Genomic DNA, 25,004 nt, shown 5'->3' with positions numbered 1-25,004 from the left:
TGTACTTCCATTATTTCATTCTTGATTTTATGTTTAATATTTATTATTCTAATGTATATGCACTTTATCACTTTAAATCAAAACAATGTCATTCGACTTAAGTGTATGAAAATAGAATTGGTAGGAGGAATTTAAATGAGCGAAAACAATGGCAAGCAGCTCATGCTTGGCAACAAGGCAGTTGCCCGGGGATTGTATGAAGCCGGAGTATGCTTCATATCAAGCTATCCGGGAACTCCAAGCACTGAAGTAACCGAAGAAGCTGCTAAATATGATGATATTTACTGTGAATGGGCTCCTAACGAAAAGGTGGCTATGGAATCTGCTTTTGGCGCATCACTTGCAGGAAAAAGAGCTTTCTGCGCTCAGAAACACGTTGGTCTTAATGTGGCTGCAGATCCACTTTACACAATGTCCTATACAGGAGTTAATGCAGGTCTTGTGATCGTAGTTGCTGATGATGCAGGAATGCACTCATCACAGAATGAGCAGGATTCAAGACACCACGCTATCGCTGCCAAAGTTCCTATGATTGAGCCTTCTGATTCAAGCGAAGCCCTCGAATACACAAAGCTTGCATATGAAATTTCTGAAAAATTTGACACTCCTGTTCTTTTAAAAATGTGCACAAGAGTTGCACACTCTCAGTCTCTCGTAAGTACAGGCGAAAGAACTGTTCCCGATAAGCCATACGAAAAAAATATCGCAAAATACGTAATGATGCCGGGCAATGCCAAAAAGCGTCATCCTATCGTTGAGCAGAGAACAAAGGACCTTATTTCTTATGCTGAAGACTGTCCTCTTAACAGAGTTGAAATGGGTGATACAAAAACAGGTATCATCACCTGCTCTACTTCTTATCAGTATGTAAAAGAAGTATTTGGAGACAGCGTAAGCGTTCTTAAGCTCGGAATGACAACCCCTCTTCCCGAAAAGCTTATTAAAGATTTTGCCGCAAAAGTTGAAAAACTTTATGTTGTTGAAGAGCTTGATCCTATTATTGAAAACCATGTTAAGGCACTTGGTCTTGAAGTTACAGGAAAAGAGCTTTTTCCAATCGTTGATGAATTCTCTCAGAATTTGATTTCAGAGAAATTCGGAAAAAAGACAGAAGCATCATTTACTCTTGATGAAGAAATCCCTAACCGTCCACCTGTTATGTGTGCAGGCTGCCCTCACAGAGGTCTCTTTTATACTCTTAAGAAAAATAACTGCACAGTACTTGGGGATATTGGATGCTACACACTTGGCGCTGTTCCACCTCTTGGCGCTATTGAAATGACTCTTTGTATGGGTGCTTCCATAGGAGCCCTTCACGGCTTTAATAAAGTACGAGGCGCTGAAAGTGAACACAAAACAGTTGCTGTCATTGGCGATTCAACTTTCATGCACTCCGGTATGACAGGACTTGCTAACGTTGCTTACAATCAGTCAAATTCAACAATCATAATTGTCGATAATTCCATAACCGGCATGACTGGTCATCAGCAGAATCCTACAACCGGCTATAACATAAAAGGTGACCCTGCAGGTAAGATTGATCTTGAAGCTCTATGCAAAGCAATGGGCTTTGACAGAGTCAGAGTTGTTGATCCTTATAATCTTGAAGAGTGTGACAAAGTTCTAAAAGAAGAACTTAGCATAGATGCTCCTTCCGTAATAATATCAAGACGTCCTTGTGCTCTTCTTAAATATGTTAAGCACAATCCGCCTCTTAAAGTTAACAAAGACAAATGCATTGGCTGCAAATCCTGCATGAGAATCGGCTGTCCTGCAATCTCCATTAAAGATGGACAGGCAAAAATCGATGATACTCTTTGCGTAGGCTGCAATGTATGTAGTCAGCTATGTCCGGTTGGAGCCTTCGAAGCTCCCGGGAAGGAGGCTTAAGCAATGGAAACAAAGAACATTATGATTGTAGGTGTAGGTGGACAAGGTTCACTTCTTGCCAGTAAACTTTTAGGACATCTTTTAATGGCTCAGGGATATGATGTAAAAGTTTCAGAGGTACACGGCATGAGCCAGCGTGGCGGAAGTGTTGTAACCTATGTAAGATATGGTGATAAAGTATACTCTCCTGTTATCGATAAAGGTGAAGCTGATTATATTGTATCCTTTGAAGCACTTGAAGCAGCCAGATGGCTTCCATATCTCAAAAAAGATGGACAAATTGTAACAAATACTCAGCAGATTGATCCAATGCCTGTAATTACAGGTGCTGCTGAATATCCTGAAGATATCATTCAAAAAATCAAGGCTACAGGTGCAAAGGTAGATGCCTTGGACTGTCTTACACTTGCTAATGAAGCAGGATCATCAAAAGCTGTAAATATAGTTCTTTTAGGAAGACTATCTCACTATTTTGACCTGCCGGAGGATGAATGGATGAAGAGTCTTGAAGCAAATGTACCTGCCAAATTCCTTGATATGAATAAAAAAGCATTTGAACTCGGTAAAAACCATGCATAAATGATCACTTTTTAACAGTAAAAAGAATTGTTTTGGGGAGAAAAAATATGGAGCGATATTTTCAAAAAGATATTGAAACAGCACCTTATGAAGAAATAAAAAAGATTCAGAGCGAAAAGCTTGTAAAGCAGGTAAAAAGAGTCTGGGACAATGTGCCTTACTATCGCAAAAAAATGGAAGAAAAAGGCGTAACTCCTGATGATATCAAGTCAGTTGATGACCTTCACAAGCTCCCATTTTTATCAAAAAAGGATCTGCGAGATGCATATCCAACGGGCCTCCTTGGTGCTCCAATGAAGGACTGTGTAAGAATCCACTCAACATCAGGAACAACAGGTAAAAGAGTTGTCGCTTTCTATACACAGCATGACATTGATCTCTGGGAGGACTGTTGTGCAAGAGCCATAGTTGCAGCAGGCGGAACTGATGAAGATGTATGTCAGATAGCATATGGATTTGGGCTCTTTACAGGGGGCGCCGGTTTAAACGGTGGTTCTCATAAAGTTGGTTGCCTTACAGTTCCTATAAGCTCCGGCAACACCGACAGACAGATGATGTTTATAAATGACCTTAAAGCTACTATTCTATGCTGTACACCAAGTTATGCTGCATATATATCAGAGCGTTTCAAGGAAGAAGGCTATGGTCCTGATGATATTCCACTAAAAGCCGGTATTTTCGGAGCTGAGGCCTGGAGCGAGGAAATGCGTCAGGACATTGAAAACACTCTGGGAATCAAGGCATTTGATATATACGGACTCACAGAGCTGTCAGGCCCTGGTGTTGCCTTTGAATGCTGCGAACAGAACGGAATGCATATAAATGAAGATCATTTCATAGCAGAAATTATTGATCCTGACACTGAAGAAGTCCTTCCTGAAGGTTCACAGGGCGAGCTGGTATTTACTGCTGTAGACAAAGAAGCCTTCCCAATGCTGCGCTATCGCACAAGAGATATCTGCAAACTCACAAGGGGAAAATGCACCTGTGGCAGAACCTTTATAAAAATGGCTAAGCCTATGGGCCGCTCAGACGATATGCTTATCGTAAGAGGCGTAAATGTATTCCCGAGCCAGATCGAAACAGTTCTTTTGAACAATGGATATGCTGCAAACTACCAGATAGTTGTAGACAGAGCCAATAACACCGATTCTCTTGATGTTCAGGTAGAGATGACTCCTGAGATGTTTACTGATAATGTAGGTGAAATTGAGGAACGCCAGAAAAAGCTTGCTTCCGATATGTATTCTATGCTCGGTATCAAGGTTAAGATTTCACTTCTTGCTCCTAAATCAATTACAAGAAGTGAAGGTAAGGCTGTCAGAGTTATTGATAAAAGAAAAATCTGATATAACAATAATTTTTCAGCATTAATTACTAATTTATTCTATACTAGAAATATAGGAGGATTCTATCATGAGCATAAAACAGATATCAGTTTTCCTTGAGAATAAGCCCGGTACATTAAAAAAACTCACAAGCGTTATGGCAAAAAATAATATCGACATGCGTGCCACTTCCCTTGCTGAAACCAAGGATTTTGGAATTGCAAGACTTATAGTTGACGACGCTTTGGAGGCTGTAAATACCTTAAAAGAAAATGACTTTGTGGCAAGCCTTACTCCTGTTCTTGCAGTAGAAATACCCGACGAAGCAGGAGGACTTGATAAGCTCCTTGAAGTTTTTGCAGAAGCTGAAGTCAATATAGAGTACATGTATGCCTTCCCTGGAAAGGGCTCTTCAAATCATGCCTATATGATCTTCAGAGTTGCCGACACAAAAGCTGCCGAAGCAAAGCTCCTGGGAAAGGGTCTTAAGCTCCTTACTCAGGAAGATATTGCAAATATCTAAAGCCCACAAAAAACTAATCAAGCTTTTGCCTTTTTACGAGTTCAGTGAAAAAGCCATTTAAAGCCATAAGATCATCATATTTTCCACTTTCAATTATTTTTCCGTTATCCATCACAAGAATGCGGTCACAATTTTTGATAGTGGAAAGTCTGTGAGCTATAACTATTCTGGTACACCCCATCTCATCTAAAGCATCGCTCACCTTTTTCTGGGTAAGATTATCAAGTGCACTTGTAGCTTCATCAAATATCAAAATCTTTGGTTTTGGAGCTATGGCTCTGGCTATCATAATGCGCTGCTTCTGCCCTCCTGAGATATCAAGCTGCCCCTCTGAGAGCATAGTATTCATTCCCATAGGCATTGCTCTGATGTCATCTGCTATACCAGCTATTTCTGCTGCTTTCCATGCAGCGTCGAGATTAAGTTCCGGAGCAGATATCACAATATTGGAATATATATCCCCCTGGAATAATCTTCCATTCTGCATTACAACGCCTATATGTCTTCTTAGTGAACTAAGATCCAAACTGTTTATATTTTTTTTGCCATAAAAAATTGATCCCTTCCTGGGCTTTTCAAACCCAAGCAGCAATCTTACCAGTGTAGACTTACCACATCCGGTTTTTCCAACTATTGCCACATATTCTCCACTTTTAATTTTCAAAGACAGATCATTTAAAATATATGGCGAATGTTCTTCATACTTGAAACTAACATGACTTAATTCAATGCTTCCGGAAAGCCTGAATACCTCTTCGCGGTTATCAGAAGCCTCCGGAACTTCATCAAGAAACGGTTTAGCCATTTCCAAAAGAGGCTTGATCTGACCTCCTGAAAGTGCCACGCCTGCAAGAGAATTAAAAGCTCCTAAAACCATGCTGTAAGATACAGTAAATGCATAAAAATCAGACTGGCTCATATTGCTTTCCACAGCCAGAAAATATAGTATAACATTTGCTATAAGTCCAACACCAAGGGTGATCACGCTGTTCACCTTAAGAAATGTCGGAGGTGAATATACAAGCTGCACAGAATCCGCATATACCTTAAGCCATCTGGCAAAAAATCTTTTTTCAGCCCCGGCCAGTTTAATCTTGGACATTCCACTTATTACAGAATAACTTACTCCAGATTCCTTTGCTTTTAAAGCCATCTGTCTCTCACTGACTCTCATCTGTAAAAGAACTGTAATTGTACCATTTACCACTGTAATTATAAGTACCAGTATTACCGGGATAGTAAGAGCCGGCGCATACTGAAAAATCTGAGGCAAATATAAAAGTGAGGCAACTGACATAAGACCTGTCCCAAGAAAAGTTCCGATAAGCAGCCCACATATTGAATTTACAGCCTGTAAACGATTTAAAAGTTCACCGGTGGAATAACTTTTAAAAAAGCTTGCCGGGAGGCTCAGCATGCGCATTATCATAGCAGCCTGAAGCCCCAGAGCTGGTTTATACATCAATCTTTGATATAATACTCCTTTTATGGATGTGAAAAGCTGAGATGAAATAGCCGTAAACAATATGCAAAGAATCATGGATATAAGTATTTTCTCATTTCCATCCATCAGTATTGGGCCTGTAAGAGCTTTGGTATATCTTGGAAACAAAAGTCCAACAAGAGTAAGCACAAGAGCTGATAGAATAAGAAGCACAATATCACCAATATCAATATAACTTTTTATATAGCTCATAAGATGTCTAAGCTTTAGAGCCTTTTGAGGAAGAGGCCTGTAAAAACAATAGGCATCAGATTTTAACTCTTTTGCATTCTCCTTATTTATCCATATCTTTTTGTTTCTCGTATAATCAATATGATAATAACCAGCTATCTTACCGGGCAAAAGAGCAACCGGCTTGTCATCTGTCTTGCTATATCCCATTATTGGGCCAAATGCATCCTTGTACCACTTTTCAGACAAAGATATCTCTCTGCTGTATATTCCGTGTTTTCTAAGGCAATATTCAAGCTTTTCCTTATGACTTGTCAGAGCACTTGGGATATCTTCTTCTTTTAAGTTATAGTACTTAAGAATATCCTGAATAGTATTCGTGGATACTATATGTTCATTTTCAATTGTTTTTGCTGCGCCTCGTCCAAGGACTGCACCGGCAGCATGATAGAATGAATCTTCAAAGCGCTGCTGATCATATTCTTTCTTTTGTTGTAATTGATTCTCAAACCAGCTCACTATAGACACCCCTTACTCACTTGTCACGAGTTCCAGATATTTACCACCAAGCCTTATAAGCTCATCATGGTTTCCTTTTTCAACAATCTCTCCCTTATCCAACACGATGATCTCTTCACAGTCACGGATAGTTGAAAGTCTGTGGGCTATTACTATACATGTAATTCCCCTGTTTCTTATAGCCTTCATGACCTCATTTTCAGTCTTTGCATCAAGAGCAGAGGTGGCCTCATCAAGTATTATGATTGACGGAGTCTGGGCCAAAACTCTTGCAATTTCAAGCCTTTGGCACTGTCCGCCGGACAAATCTCTTCCACCGGAAATTATTTTTTCATCATAACCATGACCTCTTTCCAAAATATCATCATGGATCATAGAATCCCTTGCTGCCATGATTACTTCAAAATCCTCTATGGAATCATCCCACATCTTGATATTTTGATTGATTGTTCCTTCAAACAGAGTAATTTCCTGGCTTACAACACCTATAGAGCCTGACATTACTTCACGGGGGTACTCGCTTCTTTTCTTTTCATCAAATAAAATATCCCCTTCCCAGGGATCATAAAGACCTGCGATAAGCTTAGCTATTGTTGACTTTCCGCTTCCTGACATGCCTACAATAGCGACGCTTCCTCCAGCATTAACTTTCATGGAAAAATTTTTTAAGACAGGTTTTCCAAGTCTCGAATAACCAAATGTCACATCTCTTACTTCAAGGTTACCCTTTAGTTTATTTGCATCAGTAATATCTATTTCTTCATTTTTTACATTTTCATCGTCCGGATACTTCATTACATCTTCAATTCTCTCCATCTCCGTTCTCATTTCCTGAAGACTTTGCCCGGACTGAATAAGTGTAGATGCAGGATTCATAAATGATTGAAGAAGTCCCTGGAACATCTGCATTGCTCCAAGTGTAAACTGTTTATTCATTACCAGCCATATTCCAAGTATCAAAACCGTATAATTTGCCAGGGTGGAAATAAAACTGGGAATCATTCCAATGTAGTTGTTTACTTTAATTGATTTCATCAGCTGCGCATCATAAGATGCCTGATACGACGCCCATTTTCTGAAAAAACCTTTTTCTGCCCCGCTTGACTTTATGGTTTCAATCATATCTATACCTGATGCTGTGGCAGATATAAGCTTTGCGGTGTCCCTTTGCATAACTCTTGTAATATTCACTCTCTCTTTGGAAACTTTTCTGGCAACCATCATACTAAGTGCCAGACTTGTTATCCCGACCGCAGTAAGTAGTATGCTATGTTTAAGCATAAGCACAAGATATACCACAAGTAATAATACGTTGATAAAAAAAGGCCCGCAAATATCTACAAGGGCCTTTGCTATGCTTTCATTACTCTCTCTTCGAATCTGTATATCACCGGCAGATCTCTGTTCAAAAAACTCAACGGGAATATGAAATATCTTCCACATGTAAGTACTGCTACCAATAATAGCCAGCTTTCCATTTATCTTAAGCCCAAATAATACTCTTACTAATTCAACAATGATCTGCATTATAGCAACAACCGTCATTATCAGAATAAAGGGCATAAGCCACTGATGGTAATCGCGGGTAAGCAGATTATCTATAAATACTCGGGAAAAAACAGGATTTAAGATTCCAAATAATGAAGCAAGAATAGTCACAAATGCAACTAAAAGAATAGCTGCAGAAGAGCCTTTTAACCTTAAAAGTGCAAATTCAAGAATGCTTTTTTGTTTGCCTTCAGGTATAAAATTTTCCCCTGGTTCTATCAGAATAACTACTCCGGTAAAAGAATTATCAAATTCCTCCATAGTTACCTTTACCAGGCCTCTGGCAGGATCATTTATATAGGCATATTTGCCTTTAAAACCATTAAGTACAACAAAATGGTGAAAATTCCAGTGAATAATACATGGAAATTGCCCTGATTCAATTAGGTTTTCAGTTTCCCAGGAATAAGCATGAACCGAAAAGCCATAACTTTTTGCCGCATTTACTATGGCAAGAGCATTGGCACCGTCACGTGAAACTCCGCAATCCGTTCTTACAACTTCGATAGGGATCCACTTTTTGTAGTACGCCATAACCATGCAAAGAGATGCTGCCCCACACTCCAGTGCTTCGAGCTGCATTATTATAGGTACTTTTGCTATTCCCTTTTTTAATGGAGTCTTTACATTCTTTTTCGTCATTACAATCAGGGCCTTTCTATCTTAAAAGAAATGCTATAGGATGAATACTTTCAGTAATAATCTCAACATCATAGATGCCATCAGGTACTGAAACAGGTGCATATGCAACCGTTCGGCCATATTCATTCTTACTGACAGATGAAATGGTAAAAACTTCTTCATATACGCGGACATCCATTCCCGATTCTATTTCTACATTGTCGTTATTGACTGTTATCACAGCTGTATTATCTTTTACAACCGCAATACCACCTTCCAGATTCTCAAGATTACCTGTTGACCCCCATATAAAAAGACCTATTACCAGGGATAAGATTGCACCAAAAATAAGCCATATTTCAGGATTTATGACCTTTAAATAATCTCCAAACTGTTCCGGATCTGTAATTCTTTCCAGCGCTTTTTTTCTATAAGGACCTTTACTATTATCTGCCACAATAATGCTCCTTATCTCATTGAAAAATAAGCCATATTAAACAAGCCAGTCATGGCTCATAAATATGGCTTATTCAATCAATTGGTAATCATACTACAACTGCAACTGCAACTACAGCTGCTACAACCTCTGCTGTCATTGTAGCTGTAGTGGTTGCAACTGCTTCAGTTTCTGTAACAGTATGGAAGTGAAATACAATATTCTGCTCAGTATATACGCAATCACCACCTGTAATGCTTGCCAGTGTTTCATCCATGAGCTCCTGTGAGTCAGGTTTTGGCGTATAAGGAAGATAAATGTCCGTCTCTGTAATAGGCTTCATATCTTCAGGAGCTACAATATGGTACTTAGCACCTGGAATTGTAGGAATTCCAGCTTCCTTTAATACCTCTTCAGGATTATCCTGAAATTTTTTCAACAGCTCTGGGTCATCCCATAAGCGATTCAAAAGCTCTGCATACTTAATTCTGATTTGTTTGTTCTGTTCGTTCTGATTCATTACATGTCCTCCATTTCTTTTTTAGATTGCGATTGATGTATAAGTCCGTAGTTCCAAAGGAATTTAAGAAGTAATATAACAAGTGAATAATTCACATCCTCAGGCAAAAGATTTAATACTTCATATCCCGTATACTTTTTCTCCTTGAGCAGACTTAGTAGCTTATCAAGCACTTCCTGATCCAAGAAAGAATCATATGAAGAAATACCATTACCATGACCAATAGCCCATATTTTGCCATCTTTATTAACCAGTTCAAAATCACAGGAAGCCAGGCAGGGCCTGTCAAGTTCAAGCTGCACATTCATATACTGTGAAATCATGCGCCTTACAATTTCCTCAAGCTCATCAGCAGATGAGAAAAAAGCCTTCTCAAGAATCCATTCACCGGTAGGATGATCTTTGTCCGATACAAAAGGCGTCATAAGTCGCACACTTTTTTCCTGCATGTTTATGATAAAACCACTAGCGCATGCGATAGTTCCGTTTACTGAATCCTGATCCGTTTCATCGCGGTTTCGTCCTGCCTTTACTAAAGAAGATGCCGGTGCATCAGTAAACTGTGGCAACAGTTCTACATCAAGCAGTTCTTCAGGAGAGAATTTTTCAAATAAAATGTCTCTCATTTCAGCGCTGATTACAGAAAAACGATCAATATGCGGGTAATTCTTAAGGCCATAGTTGAGCAATGCCCTTGTACGCTCGACATCACGTGTGGATGCGGCAGTGGTGGTCTGCGGTACTTTTCCAAATTCATTGAAATAATCTTCAATGAACATTTCATAGTCTGGATTATCCAGCCCCTCACATGAATAGTACAAAGTCCCGTAACCTGCAGCATCACCTATAAGCTTATGCATGCGCTTAAGAATGTCGCGAAAAAGTCTGGCATTTTCATCAGTATGCCTGAAAATCCCCTTAAGCCCCTTTGCTGCCACACCGCAAAAAGGACATCCAACAGAGCACCCTTCAGTCAGTTCAAACATTAGCGTTGCATGGATCATCTTTTTAGCATTAGATCCCATTTCTATAAAACAACGCCTTTCCTGTCTTGCGCGCCATTCTTTAAAACCTGGTTCATCAGGTATGCATAGCTTTGTCCTAAGTTCTTCCCGTGAATCCAGTTTTTCCTGCATGAACAACATATAGCGAACATAGCAATCCGGAAGATCAAAAAGCTTCACGCTGCCATCAAGAAGAGCCTTTCTTGTTTTTTTACTTTCTTCATCATTTAAGAGCATTGCAATAGACTTTGCATCTACCTCTATTCCTGCTTCTGCCAGGGCTTTATCCGGGTTTTCTTTATATAAACTGTTAAAATCCTTATCCAACGTAAATTTTTCTAAAACTCTCTTTGTGTTGGCAACATTTTTAGCATACTCAGGATCATTAAAGTCCTTACTTATTATCAGCTTTCTCTCCACCATTCCTGTGTATTCACCCTCCTCTTTATCAGATAATTTCAGTATCCATTGGAGACAGATTTGTCCATCCCTCAAGAGCCTCTAAAAGCTTTTTGTGCCATCCGTTTTCAAAGAAATAACACTTAGTTATATCCGGAGCATTAAAATCCATATTTTTACCAGAATATAAAAGCCCCATAGCCCTGCAGCCGCCGGTACAATTCACAAAGTATTTGCAGCTTCCGCATTTAGAACTATTTTCTTTAAGATCAGCTACAGTCTGACACACCCTTTCAAGATAAGTACCACCGGAGATAAGTTCTTTTAACTTCTTATCATGCAGATTGCCCATTGATATATTTAAATCCTTAAGCACTCCGGAAACCTGATTGCATGGAACAATTTCCCCGGAAGAGGTAACTGCAATCATAGCCCTGCTACCTTTACACACGGGTTTGCTGCCCCTGTAGGTACCGGCAGGTGTATATACAGGTTCCATTACATAATCGTGGCTCTTTGGATGAATCTGCGCAAACTGCCAAATAGTCAGAATCATATGCATATCACTTTTTATGTACTGCCTGATAAGTTCGAGCATTGAGTCATAGTATTCTTCAATTGGCAAAGATGCATCGGGAGCATTTTGAGCCCATCTGGGTGTCTCGGTAGTTCTTATGATCCTCATTTTATATACCCCAATGCTTTCAAGCAGCTTTGCCGTTTCAAGCATGGAATCCAGATTTTTCCTGTGAACCTGTGTTTGAGACATAACATCAAAGCCATTATCAACACATAGCTTCATTGCATTTAGTGCAATCTCTTCTGCACCTTTGAAATTCCTCATATAATCATGGTGCCCGACTCCATCAAAAGAAATCTTCATGTGAGGTCGACATCCAATTGCTTTAATTTTATCCAGAATATCCTGCGTAATATAAAAACCATTGGTGTTTATTTCTGCCACAAACATATTTCGTTTATGTATTTCTGTAAGAATATCAAGAAAATGCTTATGAGCCATAGGCTCGCCACCTGTTATCGTGAAAGCATTTATACCACATTCAACACATTGATCAAGTAGTTTGACTATGTCTTCAAAACTCCACTCCGTCATAATAGGTGCATTGTCAGCAGCATTAAAGCAATGAAGACAGTTATAATTGCATTTCCCTGTGATCATAAGATTCATTTTGGGAAAATATTTATTGTCATACTTACGATAGGACGACCACTGCGATGAATATTCTCCTTTATCACATGGCATGATCAACTTCAAAGCTTCAAGCTGTAATACAGTGGAATCCAAACTAATATCATGTTCACCGTCACACAAAAGCATAACTTCAAATTGTTTTTGCGAAAGCGGCCTTGCATCAATCTGATTTCTTACATAATATGCACGCTGTACGTCGCTCCAACTGCGCAGAGCAATATAATCCGGAAGTCTGTAAAACAAATCTAGTTGTCCCCTTAAACGAATAATAATATTAATTTTAACATCTAAATGTTTAAGATTTTATTAACTTTACGTAAAATCTGCTATTACAACTCTATTTCTTCCTGTTTCTTTTGCCTTATACAAAGCCTCATCAGCTCTTTTTACAAATGATTCTATCGTGTCATCTGCCCGAATCATTGTGACTCCAATACTCACAGTAAGATGCCTTACAGTAACAAAGCAGGTATCATCAATTGTCTGCCGTATTTTCTCTGCAAGCTCCACTGCCTTGTCAATATCCTCATTTGGAAAAAGATATAAAAACTCCTCTCCGCCCCATCTTCCAAAAACATGATTTTCTTCAATAAACCCCCTGACAATGTTAACTATACTTTTAAGAACAGTATCACCCACATCATGCCCATATGTATCATTAACATGTTTGAAATGATCTATATCAAAGAATAATAAGGAATATTTCTTTCCGCTTTGAGCAAGTGTTATAGCTTCATTTATATTTCGCTCAAGCTCCCATCTGTTATAAATCTTGGTAAGCTGATCAGTAAAAGCAACCTTTCCAAGCTTTTTGTTCAGCTCATCAAGATCCTTTGATGTGCTTTCAAAAAATGTAAGTAATCTTTCAAAAAATGGAATTTCTCTGTTATTATCATCATCTTCCTCAATGGACAGTCCGCAATCTCCCGGGACAAAAAGATCTCTTGAGCATTTATTTTCAGTAAGTCCAACCGTAACAAGAGCACTATTAAGATCTGATATCGGGCTTTTGGGAACGGCAAATAGTTCGGAATATCCTGCCGTACTTGAATACTCAGGGAAAAACTCTCTGAAAATCTCGTATTCTTTTTTGTATATTGCGCCTAAGAATCTCTGTCTGTTACCACATTCATAAAAATAAACTCCCTCCGGTCTCAGCCAGGAAAATGCACTTATCTCTACAGCAGTCTTTTTTAAAAGCTTCTCTGGAAATGAGTATGAAAGCCTAAAATGCTCTCCCTGAAACACATCAGAATTAAAAACTATTCCTCCATCTTCAGTAAATCCTTGCGGAACTCTTGCAATTATGCTTTCGTTTCTTTTAAATACCAGTGGAAACTCGCATACATTCTGGACAAAAAACTTATTGGGAGAGACTTTAAGATATTTCCTGTAAACTTCTATTGCCGGCTTTCCGTCAATTTCTGCCACAATTCTGTCTCCATCAACCTTTGAGACAACCATCTCATTTCCGATTTCTTCCCAGTCAAGGTTATTATCCATAAATAACGAAAGGTCCTTACTCTGAAAAACCACGGAAACAATTGCATTATTGTAGCATTTGCTGCCATAAACATGGGCAGTATTTAAAGCTCTTATATTTCTTCCTGCCTTGGCTCCAAATACCGGAAGATCCTGATGACTGAATTCCTTTGAATAAACTAAAATAGACGAACTTGGAGTAACATAAAATGTCTGCATACATTTTACGTCACCAAGCTCGTCTATTTTCTCATTCATGATTCTTCCTGCCACAAACATAGTAGTGGTATTAAGATCATATTCATATCTATATAGCTTTGTCTTAAAGAAATAGGACACAGATAACTGAACCGGATCATCCTTAATATCAAATTCCTCTTCCGCTATGCTTGCAACAGTCATACCGGTAAGCAAAGCTTTGGAGCATTTTTCATTCAGCTCCCCTACAAGAAGATCCTCGTCAATATCAAGCCTTGGATTATAAAGCTGCATCAAAATTCCCGATGCAGAAATATACTCTTTTGAAGATGTAATCTCACTAATAATGCTACTTAATTCATTACAGTCGTAAAAACGATATGTCTTTTGTCTCATGCTTCAGCCCTATAATTGATATGTGATAAACCGGGTTGATGTTTCAAAATACATATTTATTTTACCATTTATTCGTTCACAGAATCAATTCCATCTGGTACTCTTTTACTTTCATATTCATATTTTTATAAAAAGCTATTGCAGAATCATTTCCTTCCCAGACATTTAACGTAACTTCATAGCAGCCAAGCTTTTTTGCCTCTTCTTTTATATGATCAAAAAGCTTTCTTCCAATATGCTCTCCCCTTTTTGACTCATCAACACAAAGATCATCAATAAAAAGAATCTTAATGGGTGCCATAAATTCGGCCTTAGGAATATCTTTTATCTGACAAAAGCAATAACCCATACACTCATCATTATCATCCGCAAAAATATACACCGGCCTGGTTTCGTCTTTCAAAATATCTTCTAACTGCTCGACAGTATATTTTGTTTTGCCGGAAACAAAAATGTCCGGTCTTATCTTAGCGTGTATTTCCAGCACCTGATTAAGTAATGTGATCATGCGGGGAATATCAGTAATTTGAGCTTTTCTGATCATTAAAGGTAAATCTCCTTACGTATTTTTAACTATTAAGCTATATTTTCCTCATCGGAAAGTGATGTGCTCTGATGAACCATAACTTCCTTATTGTAGCATGCAAAGGCTCCATCCACCAGCGCCTTTTCAGGCTTTTTGGTAAACAGAGAAATAACAGGTACTATGACAAGACCGGCTATCATGCAAAAAGCTCCAGCATTTATCGGAGACTGTAAAAGAGTTGGAAAGCTTGATCTTACAAGCATATTTGCAAGCATTACAACTGTTGAAAATACAAAGCTACACCATACTCCAGCCTTTGAAGTACCTTTCCAGTAAAGTCCATATAAAAATGGTGCAAGGAAAGCTCCCGCCAAAGCTCCCCATGATACACCCATGAGCTGTGCAATAAATGTCACATTCTGTCTGTACTGGACAATAGCTATGACAACGGATATAGCTACAAATACAACTATGAGACATCTCATAATAAGGAGCTGTTTCTTTTCATCCATCTTTTTAACCACATGCCCTTTTAAAAGATCAAGCGTAAGAGTTGAACTGCTAGTAAGAACAAGGGATGAAAGTGTAGACATTGATGCTGAAAGAACAAGAACAACCACAACAGCAATCAAAATATCAGGAAGTCCTGAAAGCATGGCAGGAATGATGCTGTCATAACCATTTGCTGCAATATCTACTCTGTCTGAAAAGAGCCTTCCAAAGCCCCCAAGGAAATAGCATCCTCCCGCAACCACAAAAGCAAAAAATGTTGAAACTATTGTGCCTTTTGAAATTGCTCTCTCACTTTTTATGGCATAAAACTTTTGTACCATCTGTGGAAGTCCCCAGGTTCCAAGAGATGTCAATATAACAACTCCCAAAAGATTTAAAGGGTCAGGTCCAAAGAAAGACGCAAAAATACCGGGTGTGCTGCTTACTGTGTCATCGGAAATCCTTGCCAGTCCGTCAAGAGATGCCAGAAAGCCTCCCTGACTGTTTAAAACAGATATTACAACTGCTGATATACCAAAGAGCATTATTATTCCCTGAATAAAGTCATTAATTGCAGTTGCCATATATCCGCCTGCAATTACATATATACCTGTAAGTACAGCCATCACTATAACACAGAAAGAATAATCAATATTGAAAGCCATACCAAAAAGTCTGGATAAACCATTATAAAGTGAGGCTGTGTAAGGAATCAAAAAGATAAAAGTAATGACAGATGCTGCAATCTTAAGTGACTTTCCACCAAATCGTGCAGCAAAGAACTGCGGCATTGTAGCAGAATCAAGGTGTTGAGTCATAATCCTTGTCCGTCGTCCAAGAACAGCCCATGCAAGAAGTGAACCGATCAGGGCATTACCTATTCCCACCCATGTTGCAGCAATACCATACTTCCAGCCAAATTGTCCTGCATATCCGACAAAAATCACAGCAGAAAAATAGCTTGTTCCATAAGCAAATGCCGATACCCAAGGGCCAACTGACCTTCCGCCCAGAACAAATCCATTAACATCCGTAGAGTTCTTTCTGCAGGTAAAACCAATAAAGAGCATTACTGCAAAAAATACCACCAACAACAGCACCTTAATAATCATACAAACCTCCCAAACAATAGTGTTTTCACATTCTTTTAATACTTTAACGCTTTAAATCGTTTAAGTCAATAAAAAAATAAGACCATCATTTACCTGTGAACGGAAAAATGTATGACTTCTTGAACTGAATTTCAGAAATCCGCATATACTGCGGATTTCGTGAGAATATGAGTGAAGAGTCAACCAAGCCTCATCGACGAAGTCGATTTAAAATGGCTTGGTTGATGCATTCTTGAATTGTTGATTCAAGAATGTATATATTTTAAAGAATTCTTTCAGCTACTACAACAAGTCTTTGAGTGGCTATATATATAGGAGTACAGGTGTAAAGCGTCAGAATTTCTTTATCCGTATTTTCCAGGATTTCTACATCATCAGGATCAACAGTCTTTATTTCGCAAACTCTATATCCAAAAGACTCAGTGGCTGTATCAATATAGATCATATCTCCAATTTCAACTTCATTAAGTCTGTTAAAGAATTTTCCGAATGTATAGTTCCTATGTCCTGCGATGACGCAATTCCCTGATTCACCGGGTAATGAAGTATCATTTTCATGTCCAAGTGCATTTTTTAATGATTCATTTGTGGTTCCTTCAACAACAAGATTCTCACTGTCTATAGAGGGAATCCTTAAAATGTATTCATTAGTATTATCCTCAGTAATATCCGCAGTGTCTAAAACACCTGTCTTATAATACTCATTTCTCTTCTGCTTTATTTTTTCAATTTCTTCATTAGTATGGTTTTGCTCTACGTTCAATTGTATTGAGGCCAGTATAATTAACGTCCCAATACATATGATCAAAATACCAATGCATGAGTTGATTATTCTAAAAACCTTATTTTTCATTAACTTTTTTCTTTCTAAACAAGACAAGGCAACCAAAAATAATCAGTATAAATCCGAAAATGTAAGCAAAAACTGTTCCAATGAAGCCGCCTGTTTTTGCAAGATAAGCTCCTTGTACATCAGGAAGATCCATTTCATCAGCACTAAGTTCTCCTGAAAGTGCATTTAAAATGTTTTCTAACACTGAATTTGAACTACTACCTGTATCTGTATCATTATCGCTATCTGTTTCTTCAGTTCTGTACTCATCCGAGTCATCGTTCCACTCATCAGGATTTGTTGAACTTTGTGAATCTGTCACTTCATCTGATGTATTATTTTCAGTTATGTCTTTATTATTTTCTTCGGAAGAATTACCGGCAGCTGCATCATCCACTTCTTCTTTTTCAGAAACAGTTTCCTGATTATTATCTATATCTGTTTTAGGTTGAGTACTATCTTCATTTTTAGCAACAGGAATAACTACAGCATTTTCTTCCTGATTATTTTCAGACTTTGGCTCCGTATCCGAAGTAGGTTTGATTTCTTCCTGAATGTTTTCAGGTTCAGGCTCTGCACTTGGAATGTTTTCAGTCTCCTTTGGAATTTCAGGTAATTTAACACTGATAGTCAGTTCTTCCAATTCTGTAGTTGAACCATCTTCTGAAATAGACATTAAAACATTCTGAACAACATCACCATTGACTATCGGAATGACAGTTAATTTTACAGATATTGCAGTTTCATTTCCATCAAAATCCTTTAAGACTTCTTTTAAAACATACACTTTCTGGTAATTAAGTAAAAGAATATTTGAAGTTCCATCTGAAATCCAGCTTGTCACCACATCAGCACTATTTTCATTGTTTTCCAACCGATAAAGTGTAATCTCAACATTTTCCAGAGGGTTCCCCAGGTCATCAACCTCTTTAAACTCAATTTCAGCTTGTATCGTATCATCAACAATATCTATAAACTGAAATTCTTTAGATTCACTCTTTTCCCCTACTTCATCTTCTGTATTTTTAAGCGTATAAATATTTCCATTATCATCAATTCGTATTATTAGTTCCTGATCCGAAGACGCCAGATACCCATAAGGGATTTCGCTTTGTCTAACAGAATATGTGCCTGAAGGTAGAGATATCCTAACGGCTTTACCTGAAGTAATATAAGTTCCTATTAAAGATGAGTCAGCCAAATTGGTAACTGAAATTTCACCTCCGCTTAAGCTTGTTCCATCCTCATCTACTATATCCACTGTAAAGGAATATGTATCAAGATTCCTGTCTACCATTTGAATCTCATAATTATCAAATGTGACGTATTTATCAGTTGCTTTATCATATATATTAAGCTTTCCGTCATCACCTATTTTAAAAAGAATATCATCTGCCTTATCATATCCGAAAGGAACATCCTCTATAGCTTCACTTAAAGTGTAAACTACACCATATGAAGCATCAAAAGAATATGCCAGGCTTTCAGTTGTAAACTTATCAGTAACAGTTGATCCATCAGTAAGTATTCTTGATATTGATAAGTTAACTCCGGTTAGTACTTCATTATAACTGTCAACTTTCTGTATACTTACTTCTTCAGACATCTTTTCAAGTTCAAATGTCACAGTAGTAGCATTATCAATTCCACCTGACGTATTTGTTGAAAAAGACACTTCTTCATCATTATATTCATAATATTCAGGAATAGATTCTTCCTGCATTTTCAAAGTGTAATCAGAACCAGCTGCCAATTTACCTACAAGTGTAGCTTTACCATTTGCCTTACTTGTTATGGAAGCAACTGTCTCACCACTCTCATTAAGTACATCAAACTTGGCGCCTGAAATTTTAATATCATTGTCATCTTTATCAACAACAGTAACAATGAGATATTGCGGAGTTACAATCCATCCGCCACCAAAAGCTGTATATGAAAGATCTGTAGAGGCGTTATTGGTATCGGAATTAGTATAGCCTACTAACTGAACTGCATTCGTATAATCGCCACCACTTGTAATATCTACGGGCATCGCCGTATAAGTTAATACATAAATATTTTTATTTTCCGTTCTTTCAGGAAGATATACATCAAGTCTTGTCTTTTCACCATCCGGTGAAATCTCAACACTATAACCGGTCTCTTCATTTTCTGTAGATGTTATAGTTCCATTGCTACCATCTATCTGACCTGTATAAAGCTTAACAGAAGCCTCATCAAGTGAAAGATCAGCTCCTAAAGTATCTCTTATAATAAGATTAGAAGGGAGTATTTGCTTATTACCGTTAAAATAGACAGTATAAGAGATTTTTTTAGTTTCTTCATCAACTGATGCTATTTTTTCAATTATTTTATTAGTCCATTTTGTTGTGGCACTTACCTGTACCTCACTTACTGTATCACTCGTTGTTAAAGCAGCTGTATTTGTAACCGAGACCACTCCTCCATTTGTAGATGTAAATATTTCTCCATCATCTACTTTGGCTGAAAAAGTAATTGTTTCAGTAGCACTTTCTGAGCCTACATCAGTAATATCATCAAGATAAAACTTTATTACTCCATCTGAATATTCATAATATGGTTCATTAGAAGAATCCGCATAAAGCGTAATAGCTTCTGCACTTCCTTTGGCAAGTGTAACGGAACCATCTACAAGTGACAAACCTAAACTGCCGATATCATCAGTAACAATTACTTCTTTCATAGCCATTTTGTTTCTATTTACAGTAATTGTGTACTCTATTTCATGGGTATCATAATTAAAGGCGGATGCTATTTTCTCTATAACTGTACTCTTATATGTGCAGCTGGCAGTATCAGTAACGTTTGTCTGCTGATCAGAGTCTAATTGCACTGTATTTTTATATGTTGTACCATCGTTGTTTTCGGACCAGACTCCGCTCTGATCATCTTTAAGTATTGTTACAACTGTAAATGATGCACTTACTCCTTTTAACTTATCACCAAAATACACTTCCACATTTCCATCTGAATTAATAAAGTATTCACCTTCAGATAAAATATCTGTACTACTCTTTTGTGTCAAATTTAGTAAAGAGGTAGTTTCATTACTATCTGTCAAGGTCACATCACTGATAGAATCAAATTCCTGTCCATCTCCTATTAGCTCAGTTACTTTTGAGCTTGTAAGCTCCTGATAGTTTTTATTTACTACGATTTTCCATGTTATCTTATGTGTCGAAGCATCATAGGTCGAACAACTCTTTTCTATGGCAGCCTTAGTAACTACTCCTGCTCCTGATACAGCAACTTTATCTAATGTGGGTCCGGAAAGAAGTTTATATTCACCATTTCCTGTGTAATCATATTCATACTCAAGGAAAGCAATATTTCCCGGAATAACAGTATGGTTCGTCTGTAAAAATGATATATAGTCCTCTATTTTAGTTTTGTACGTAATTGTATATATATGGTTCCCTGAAAGCTTGTAATCATAATTGCCGTCAGTTTCAGTTCCTTTAAATCTTAAATACCAATTATAAGATTTGCCATTTTCAGAAGTGGATGCAGACGTATTGATTTCATAATCATCCGAAGTCAATGTAGTATTTGTTACTGTATCTACAACAACTACGCTTTTTTCATCCAAAGTCATTGTCGTAGAACTATCAGTAGAAAAAACATCATATACAGTTAATTTCTTCAGATTATAACCATTAGTATTAACAGTAATAGTCCAAGAAGCCACGCCGTCAGAATTCAGGATTCCACCTTCCTTTTGAACCCAGTTTGCAAGTTCTTTTGATACAGTTTCAGTTACTGCTTTAGAAACTATAGGACTTGAAGTATCATCTGCATCATATAGTTCAGCATTATTTTCGACATCTAAACTGATTGTTCCATTTTGCGTAGAACCACTGGATAAAAAATCAACATGGGTCTTGTATGTTATACATGTAGTCGCATCAGCCCCATTATCTGTAAAGTTATATGTTATTGTTCCATCTGATACGCTTGGTGTTGCTGCAGAACTATTTACCTTAAAAGAATCTGTCACATAGCTTTGATTAGAACTAAATGAATCTTTAAAAATATATCCATTAGTATATTCAATGGGATTTGAATCATTTTTAATTGTAACAGTCCATGTGATGTCATCATTCTCATCCAGGTTGCCGGCTTTTTTTGTGATAGTCGGGGTCTTGGGTTGATTTTCATTTATTAAAGGCATTACCGTTGTTGTGCCATTGGCGGTTGGTATTGTAAACTCATATTTTGTGTTACTACCTATCAAATCAGCATTTAAGCCAAACTCTATTTCAATGTAAACATCATATACTTCTTTATTTGATTCGTATGTTACATTTAAATCTACACTTCCACCACTTCCAACAGTAACCTGCCCAAATTCAACCTCCTTTCCATTATCATTTACATACACACTAAAAGTTTCGATTGATTCCAAATCAAAAGATGAATCACTTAAAGATGGTAACTTGTATGTATTTCCTTGACTTATATAGATCTTACCGGCATCATCTTGAAATTCTTCACTATAATTCAAAGACAAAGGACTCTTTAGTAAGTATTTAATTTTAAATTTATCTGAAAGCGAAATAGTACTATCTGATGTAACTTCATTTCCGTTTAATAAAAATTTTACCGAATCAACTAAATCATACTCATTTACCGGATTTTCATCTGTCGCAGTTTCATATGACACAATGGCATACGTAGAAAAATGGGTAGTATACAAGTATATACCATCTTCCTTTTTTTCATAATCAATCTCTTCGATTTTACTGGCATCATCAGAAATATAGAAAATTTTAAAATTTGAATTGGAATCAATAACTTCTGTGCTAAGTCTGACTGCAATAGTTTGACCATCAAAACTACTTATGGCTTCATCGTCCAATAACAAAGAAAAATCAAACGCTTTAATACCTGTAATCGATTCAAGCCTTTCGTTTTCATTATTTGTTTTAATTACTTCATCCAGTTTTTCTTTTAAAACATCAGAATCCGCTAATTGGGCAGCATCTCTTGAAGCAACGATAAATTCAGCATTTTCCGGTAATTCATACTCTCCGGCAACAAACTTAAATTCTACGCCATCAACTTCAGCTATTTTTTCTTCGGTAACTTCAGAGGCAATATTAACTGTTACTTCCTGCTCATTTTCTGAAGCCTCAGTTTTATCAGTTTCTTCTTTTTTGTTCTCAATAACCTGATCACCTACCTCTTCAGACTCTTTATCTGTTATGTTTTCTGCTTTCAAACGGTCATCCGATTCAATAACAGTTTCTGTATTTTCTCCCCTTTTTTTATCTTCTGTTTCATCTTCTTTATCAAGCTCTATATTTTCTTCTTTATCTTCTATCTCTTCTGTGTTTTCTCCAATGTTTTCTTCTCTATTTTCCGTCTCTTCTGTTTTATCTTCTGTGTTTTCTTTTCTATCTTCTGTTTCTTCTGTATTTTCTTGTTTTTCTTCTGTATTTTCTATATTATCTGTGTTTTCTTCTTTATCCCCTTCAGTATCTTCAGTCTGAATATATTTATTAGAATCAACAGTACTATCTGCATGTGATATTATGCCGGTTCCGAATAGATTCACGCATAAAGTAAGACATAAAATAATCTTTAAAAAATTCTTTTTCATTAACACAACCTCATAATTAATTTAAATTGCACGCTATCTATTATGGAAACTTAAAATGAAAAATAAGTGTTTGAATTGTGTAAATTGTGTGAAGTAATTCGGTGTACCGTCCACAAGTCGAATAATAAAAGCCGTTCCTATAACAAAAACGCTACTTTTATGAATAAATTTCAAGAACAAACCAACACCTAAGCACAAAATGATAGAAATTGAGCAATAAAAAACCATCAATGTTATTAAAAAAGTGGTAAAATATTTTACATATGCAAAAACTATTTTTCTAAAAGGAGTTACAGGTATGAAATTCTTTATTGACACAGCAAACATTGAAGAAATTAAAAAAGCAAATGACATGGGTGTTATTTGTGGTGTTACTACTAACCCTTCACTTATAGCAAAAGAAGGCCGTGACGTATATGAAGTTGTTAAAGAGATTGCTTCTATCGTTGATGGACCTATAAGCGGAGAAGTTAAAGCTACAACTACAGATGCGGAGGGAATGATTGCAGAGGGAAGAGAAATTGCCAAGCTTCACAAGAACATGGTAGTTAAAATTCCCATGACTGTTGAGGGACTTAAGGCATGCAAGGTTCTGTCAAGTGAAGGAATCAAGGTTAACATGACTCTTATCTTTACAGCTAACCAGGCTCTTCTTTGTGCAAGAGCAGGCGCCGCATTCGTAAGCCCATTCCTTGGAAGACTTGATGATATCAGTGTTCGCGGAACAGATCTTATTTCAGAGGTTGCAGAAATCTTCAACATTCACAACATCCAGACAGAGATCATTGCTGCATCAATTCGTCATCCTATGCACGTAACAGACTGTGCTCTTGCCGGTGCTGATATCGCTACAGTTCCTTACAAGGTTATTGAGCAGATGACTCATCACCCTCTTACAGATGCAGGAATTGAGAAATTCCAAAAGGATTATCTTGCAGTATTCGGTGAGTAATACTCTGCAATAATTAAGGCGACGCGTTATGCGTCGCCTTTTTCATACCTGATCCATTCTGTCAATGTTAGTGGTGTGTAATCGGATCGTTTACAAAAACAATTGATCATATTACAAGGAATAAAATCCTCTTTTTCACTTCCGATAGGAATATAGGAACTATTTCTTATCATATCAATAATCTTTTGCATAAGCATCTCATCTCTTGACTCATGAACATGACCGTAAAGCATATATGTTTTGGGATCACCGTTGTGACGTTTCCTGTACTGTCCTTCATAAAAAGGCATAGGATAATGACAGCATATTACTTTCTTTTGTGAATCTGTAATCTCCCTGTAATTATCTATCCATTCAAATCTTCCGGCATCAAATCCCGGCTTTCCTACATACTTATCGTGATTTCCAATAATCAGACATAGTTTCCCTTTAAGCCTATGTATAAGATCATTGGTCTCTTCTACATTTCCAAGAGACAAATCTCCCAGTATAACAACTGTATCCGCATTTGTAACTTTTTCATTCCATTTGCGGATCATATATTCATTCATTTCATTAACATCTAAAAAGCCGCGCTTATCCATTTTGGTATTAAGCGCAGCGTGATAAAAATGACAATCCGCAATATAATAAATCATCTAAGATCACCACCATCATCGTGTTTTAGGAGTTCTTTGGGCTGATCTGCCGCTGTGGTTGCGAGTTCGTCGCATCTTTCATTTTCCGGATGTCCGTTATGTCCTTTTACCCATTTCCATGTAATGTTATGTGGTTTTGTTGCTTCCAGCAGTCTCTTCCATAGCTCCACATTTTTTACAGGCTTGTTACCGGAGGTTTTCCAGCCTTTTTTTATCCAATTATCAAGCCAGTGGTCAGTAAAAGGTTTAAGAACATACTGAGAGTCTGAAATAACAACAACATCACAGGGCCTGTTGAGACATTCAAGTCCTGTGATAACACCTAAAAGTTCCATTCGGTTATTAGTAGTTTTATCAAAGCCTGCACTAAGCTCTTTTTCATGCTTAACACCTTTGGTGTCAATATATCTGAGTATAGTTCCAAAGCCACCCGGGCCATCCGGGTTTCCCCTGGCTGATCCATCTGAATACAATTCAACTTTCAAAATATTACCTCTT

The 25,004-nt window shown here is 37.4% G+C and carries 18 protein-coding genes; 5 read left to right on the top strand and 13 right to left on the bottom strand.

The features are described from left to right. The first annotated feature begins 135 nt into the window (after positions 1–135). The 4 genes from iorA to J6O61_RS03880 all read left to right on the top strand — a co-directional run bounded on the left by iorA (position 136) and on the right by J6O61_RS03880 (position 4,320). A complete protein-coding gene (gene iorA, locus J6O61_RS03895) occupies positions 136–1,890 on the top strand; it encodes an indolepyruvate ferredoxin oxidoreductase subunit alpha (RefSeq protein ID WP_292209854.1) in 1,755 nt (584 codons plus the stop codon). Positions 1,891–1,893: 3 nt separating this feature from the next. Further along, positions 1,894–2,469 carry an indolepyruvate oxidoreductase subunit beta gene (locus tag J6O61_RS03890; RefSeq protein ID WP_292209852.1) on the top strand — a complete coding sequence of 192 codons (576 nt, stop codon included), beginning with the start codon at positions 1,894–1,896 and terminating at the stop codon, positions 2,467–2,469. A 47-nt stretch (positions 2,470–2,516) separates the two neighbouring features. Further along, entirely contained in the window at positions 2,517–3,818 is a 1,302-nt protein-coding gene (locus J6O61_RS03885) for a phenylacetate--CoA ligase family protein (RefSeq protein ID WP_292209850.1), read from the top strand. A gap of 67 nt (positions 3,819–3,885) precedes the next feature. Beyond that, a complete protein-coding gene (locus J6O61_RS03880) occupies positions 3,886–4,320 on the top strand; it encodes an acetolactate synthase (RefSeq protein ID WP_292209847.1) in 435 nt (144 codons plus the stop codon). A gap of 13 nt (positions 4,321–4,333) precedes the next feature. On the opposite strand, the gene J6O61_RS03875 is transcribed toward J6O61_RS03880, so the two are convergent. The 11 genes from J6O61_RS03875 to J6O61_RS03825 form a co-directional block, all read right to left on the bottom strand. Then, positions 4,334–6,514, bottom strand: coding sequence for an ATP-binding cassette domain-containing protein (locus J6O61_RS03875; RefSeq protein ID WP_292209845.1), 2,181 nt, complete (start codon positions 6,512–6,514; stop codon positions 4,334–4,336). Between the two features lie 12 nt (positions 6,515–6,526). After that, positions 6,527–8,704 (bottom strand): NHLP family bacteriocin export ABC transporter peptidase/permease/ATPase subunit, encoded by a 2,178-nt coding sequence (locus J6O61_RS03870; protein WP_292209842.1) that lies wholly within the window; start codon positions 8,702–8,704, stop codon positions 6,527–6,529. A 16-nt stretch (positions 8,705–8,720) separates the two neighbouring features. Continuing rightward, the gene (locus J6O61_RS03865) at positions 8,721–9,140 is read right to left on the bottom strand and encodes a hypothetical protein (RefSeq protein ID WP_292209839.1); all 420 of its coding nucleotides are present in this window, start codon (positions 9,138–9,140) and stop codon (positions 8,721–8,723) included. Between the two features lie 88 nt (positions 9,141–9,228). Further along, complete coding sequence (locus tag J6O61_RS03860) at positions 9,229–9,639, bottom strand: hypothetical protein (protein ID WP_292209835.1); 411 nt, start codon at positions 9,637–9,639, stop codon at positions 9,229–9,231. Then, positions 9,639–11,066, bottom strand: a complete 1,428-nt coding sequence (locus tag J6O61_RS03855; protein ID WP_292209832.1) for a radical SAM family RiPP maturation amino acid epimerase — start codon at positions 11,064–11,066, stop codon at positions 9,639–9,641. The genes J6O61_RS03860 and J6O61_RS03855 overlap by 1 nt, the downstream gene beginning before the upstream one ends. A gap of 25 nt (positions 11,067–11,091) precedes the next feature. Continuing rightward, entirely contained in the window at positions 11,092–12,498 is a 1,407-nt protein-coding gene (locus J6O61_RS03850; protein WP_292209828.1) for a radical SAM/SPASM domain-containing protein, read from the bottom strand. Between the two features lie 69 nt (positions 12,499–12,567). After that, a complete protein-coding gene (locus tag J6O61_RS03845) occupies positions 12,568–14,331 on the bottom strand; it encodes a sensor domain-containing diguanylate cyclase (RefSeq protein WP_292209826.1) in 1,764 nt (587 codons plus the stop codon). A gap of 76 nt (positions 14,332–14,407) precedes the next feature. Beyond that, the gene (locus tag J6O61_RS03840; protein ID WP_292209823.1) at positions 14,408–14,875 is read right to left on the bottom strand and encodes a GNAT family N-acetyltransferase; all 468 of its coding nucleotides are present in this window, start codon (positions 14,873–14,875) and stop codon (positions 14,408–14,410) included. Between the two features lie 32 nt (positions 14,876–14,907). Beyond that, positions 14,908–16,461, bottom strand: coding sequence for a sodium:solute symporter family protein (locus J6O61_RS03835; RefSeq protein WP_292209821.1), 1,554 nt, complete (start codon positions 16,459–16,461; stop codon positions 14,908–14,910). A gap of 262 nt (positions 16,462–16,723) precedes the next feature. Further along, positions 16,724–17,224, bottom strand: a complete 501-nt coding sequence (locus J6O61_RS03830) for a sortase (protein ID WP_292209819.1) — start codon at positions 17,222–17,224, stop codon at positions 16,724–16,726. Between the two features lie 79 nt (positions 17,225–17,303). Then, positions 17,304–22,916: a hypothetical protein gene (locus tag J6O61_RS03825; protein WP_292209817.1), complete on the bottom strand. Its 5,613-nt coding sequence runs from the start codon at positions 22,914–22,916 to the stop codon at positions 17,304–17,306. A 298-nt stretch (positions 22,917–23,214) separates the two neighbouring features. Here J6O61_RS03825 and fsa point away from each other — a divergent pair, with 298 nt between their 5' ends. Beyond that, positions 23,215–23,868 carry a fructose-6-phosphate aldolase gene (gene fsa / locus J6O61_RS03820; RefSeq protein ID WP_022774517.1) on the top strand — a complete coding sequence of 218 codons (654 nt, stop codon included), beginning with the start codon at positions 23,215–23,217 and terminating at the stop codon, positions 23,866–23,868. A gap of 26 nt (positions 23,869–23,894) precedes the next feature. Here the strand turns inward: fsa and J6O61_RS03815 are convergent, their stop codons facing one another. Together J6O61_RS03815 and rnhA are read right to left on the bottom strand one after the other, a co-directional pair. Beyond that, positions 23,895–24,506: a metallophosphoesterase gene (locus J6O61_RS03815; protein WP_292209814.1), complete on the bottom strand. Its 612-nt coding sequence runs from the start codon at positions 24,504–24,506 to the stop codon at positions 23,895–23,897. Continuing rightward, the gene (gene rnhA / locus J6O61_RS03810; protein ID WP_292209811.1) at positions 24,503–24,991 is read right to left on the bottom strand and encodes a ribonuclease HI; all 489 of its coding nucleotides are present in this window, start codon (positions 24,989–24,991) and stop codon (positions 24,503–24,505) included. The genes J6O61_RS03815 and rnhA overlap by 4 nt, the downstream gene beginning before the upstream one ends. Between the last annotated feature and the right edge of the window lie 13 nt (positions 24,992–25,004).

Origin of the sequence: Butyrivibrio sp. (assembly GCF_017635265.1) — a bacterium.
In the GTDB taxonomy this organism is placed as follows: Bacteria; Bacillota; Clostridia; order Lachnospirales; family Lachnospiraceae; genus Butyrivibrio.
Note: the sequence above shows the minus strand (reverse complement) of the source record. Positions and strands in the feature narration are given on the sequence as shown.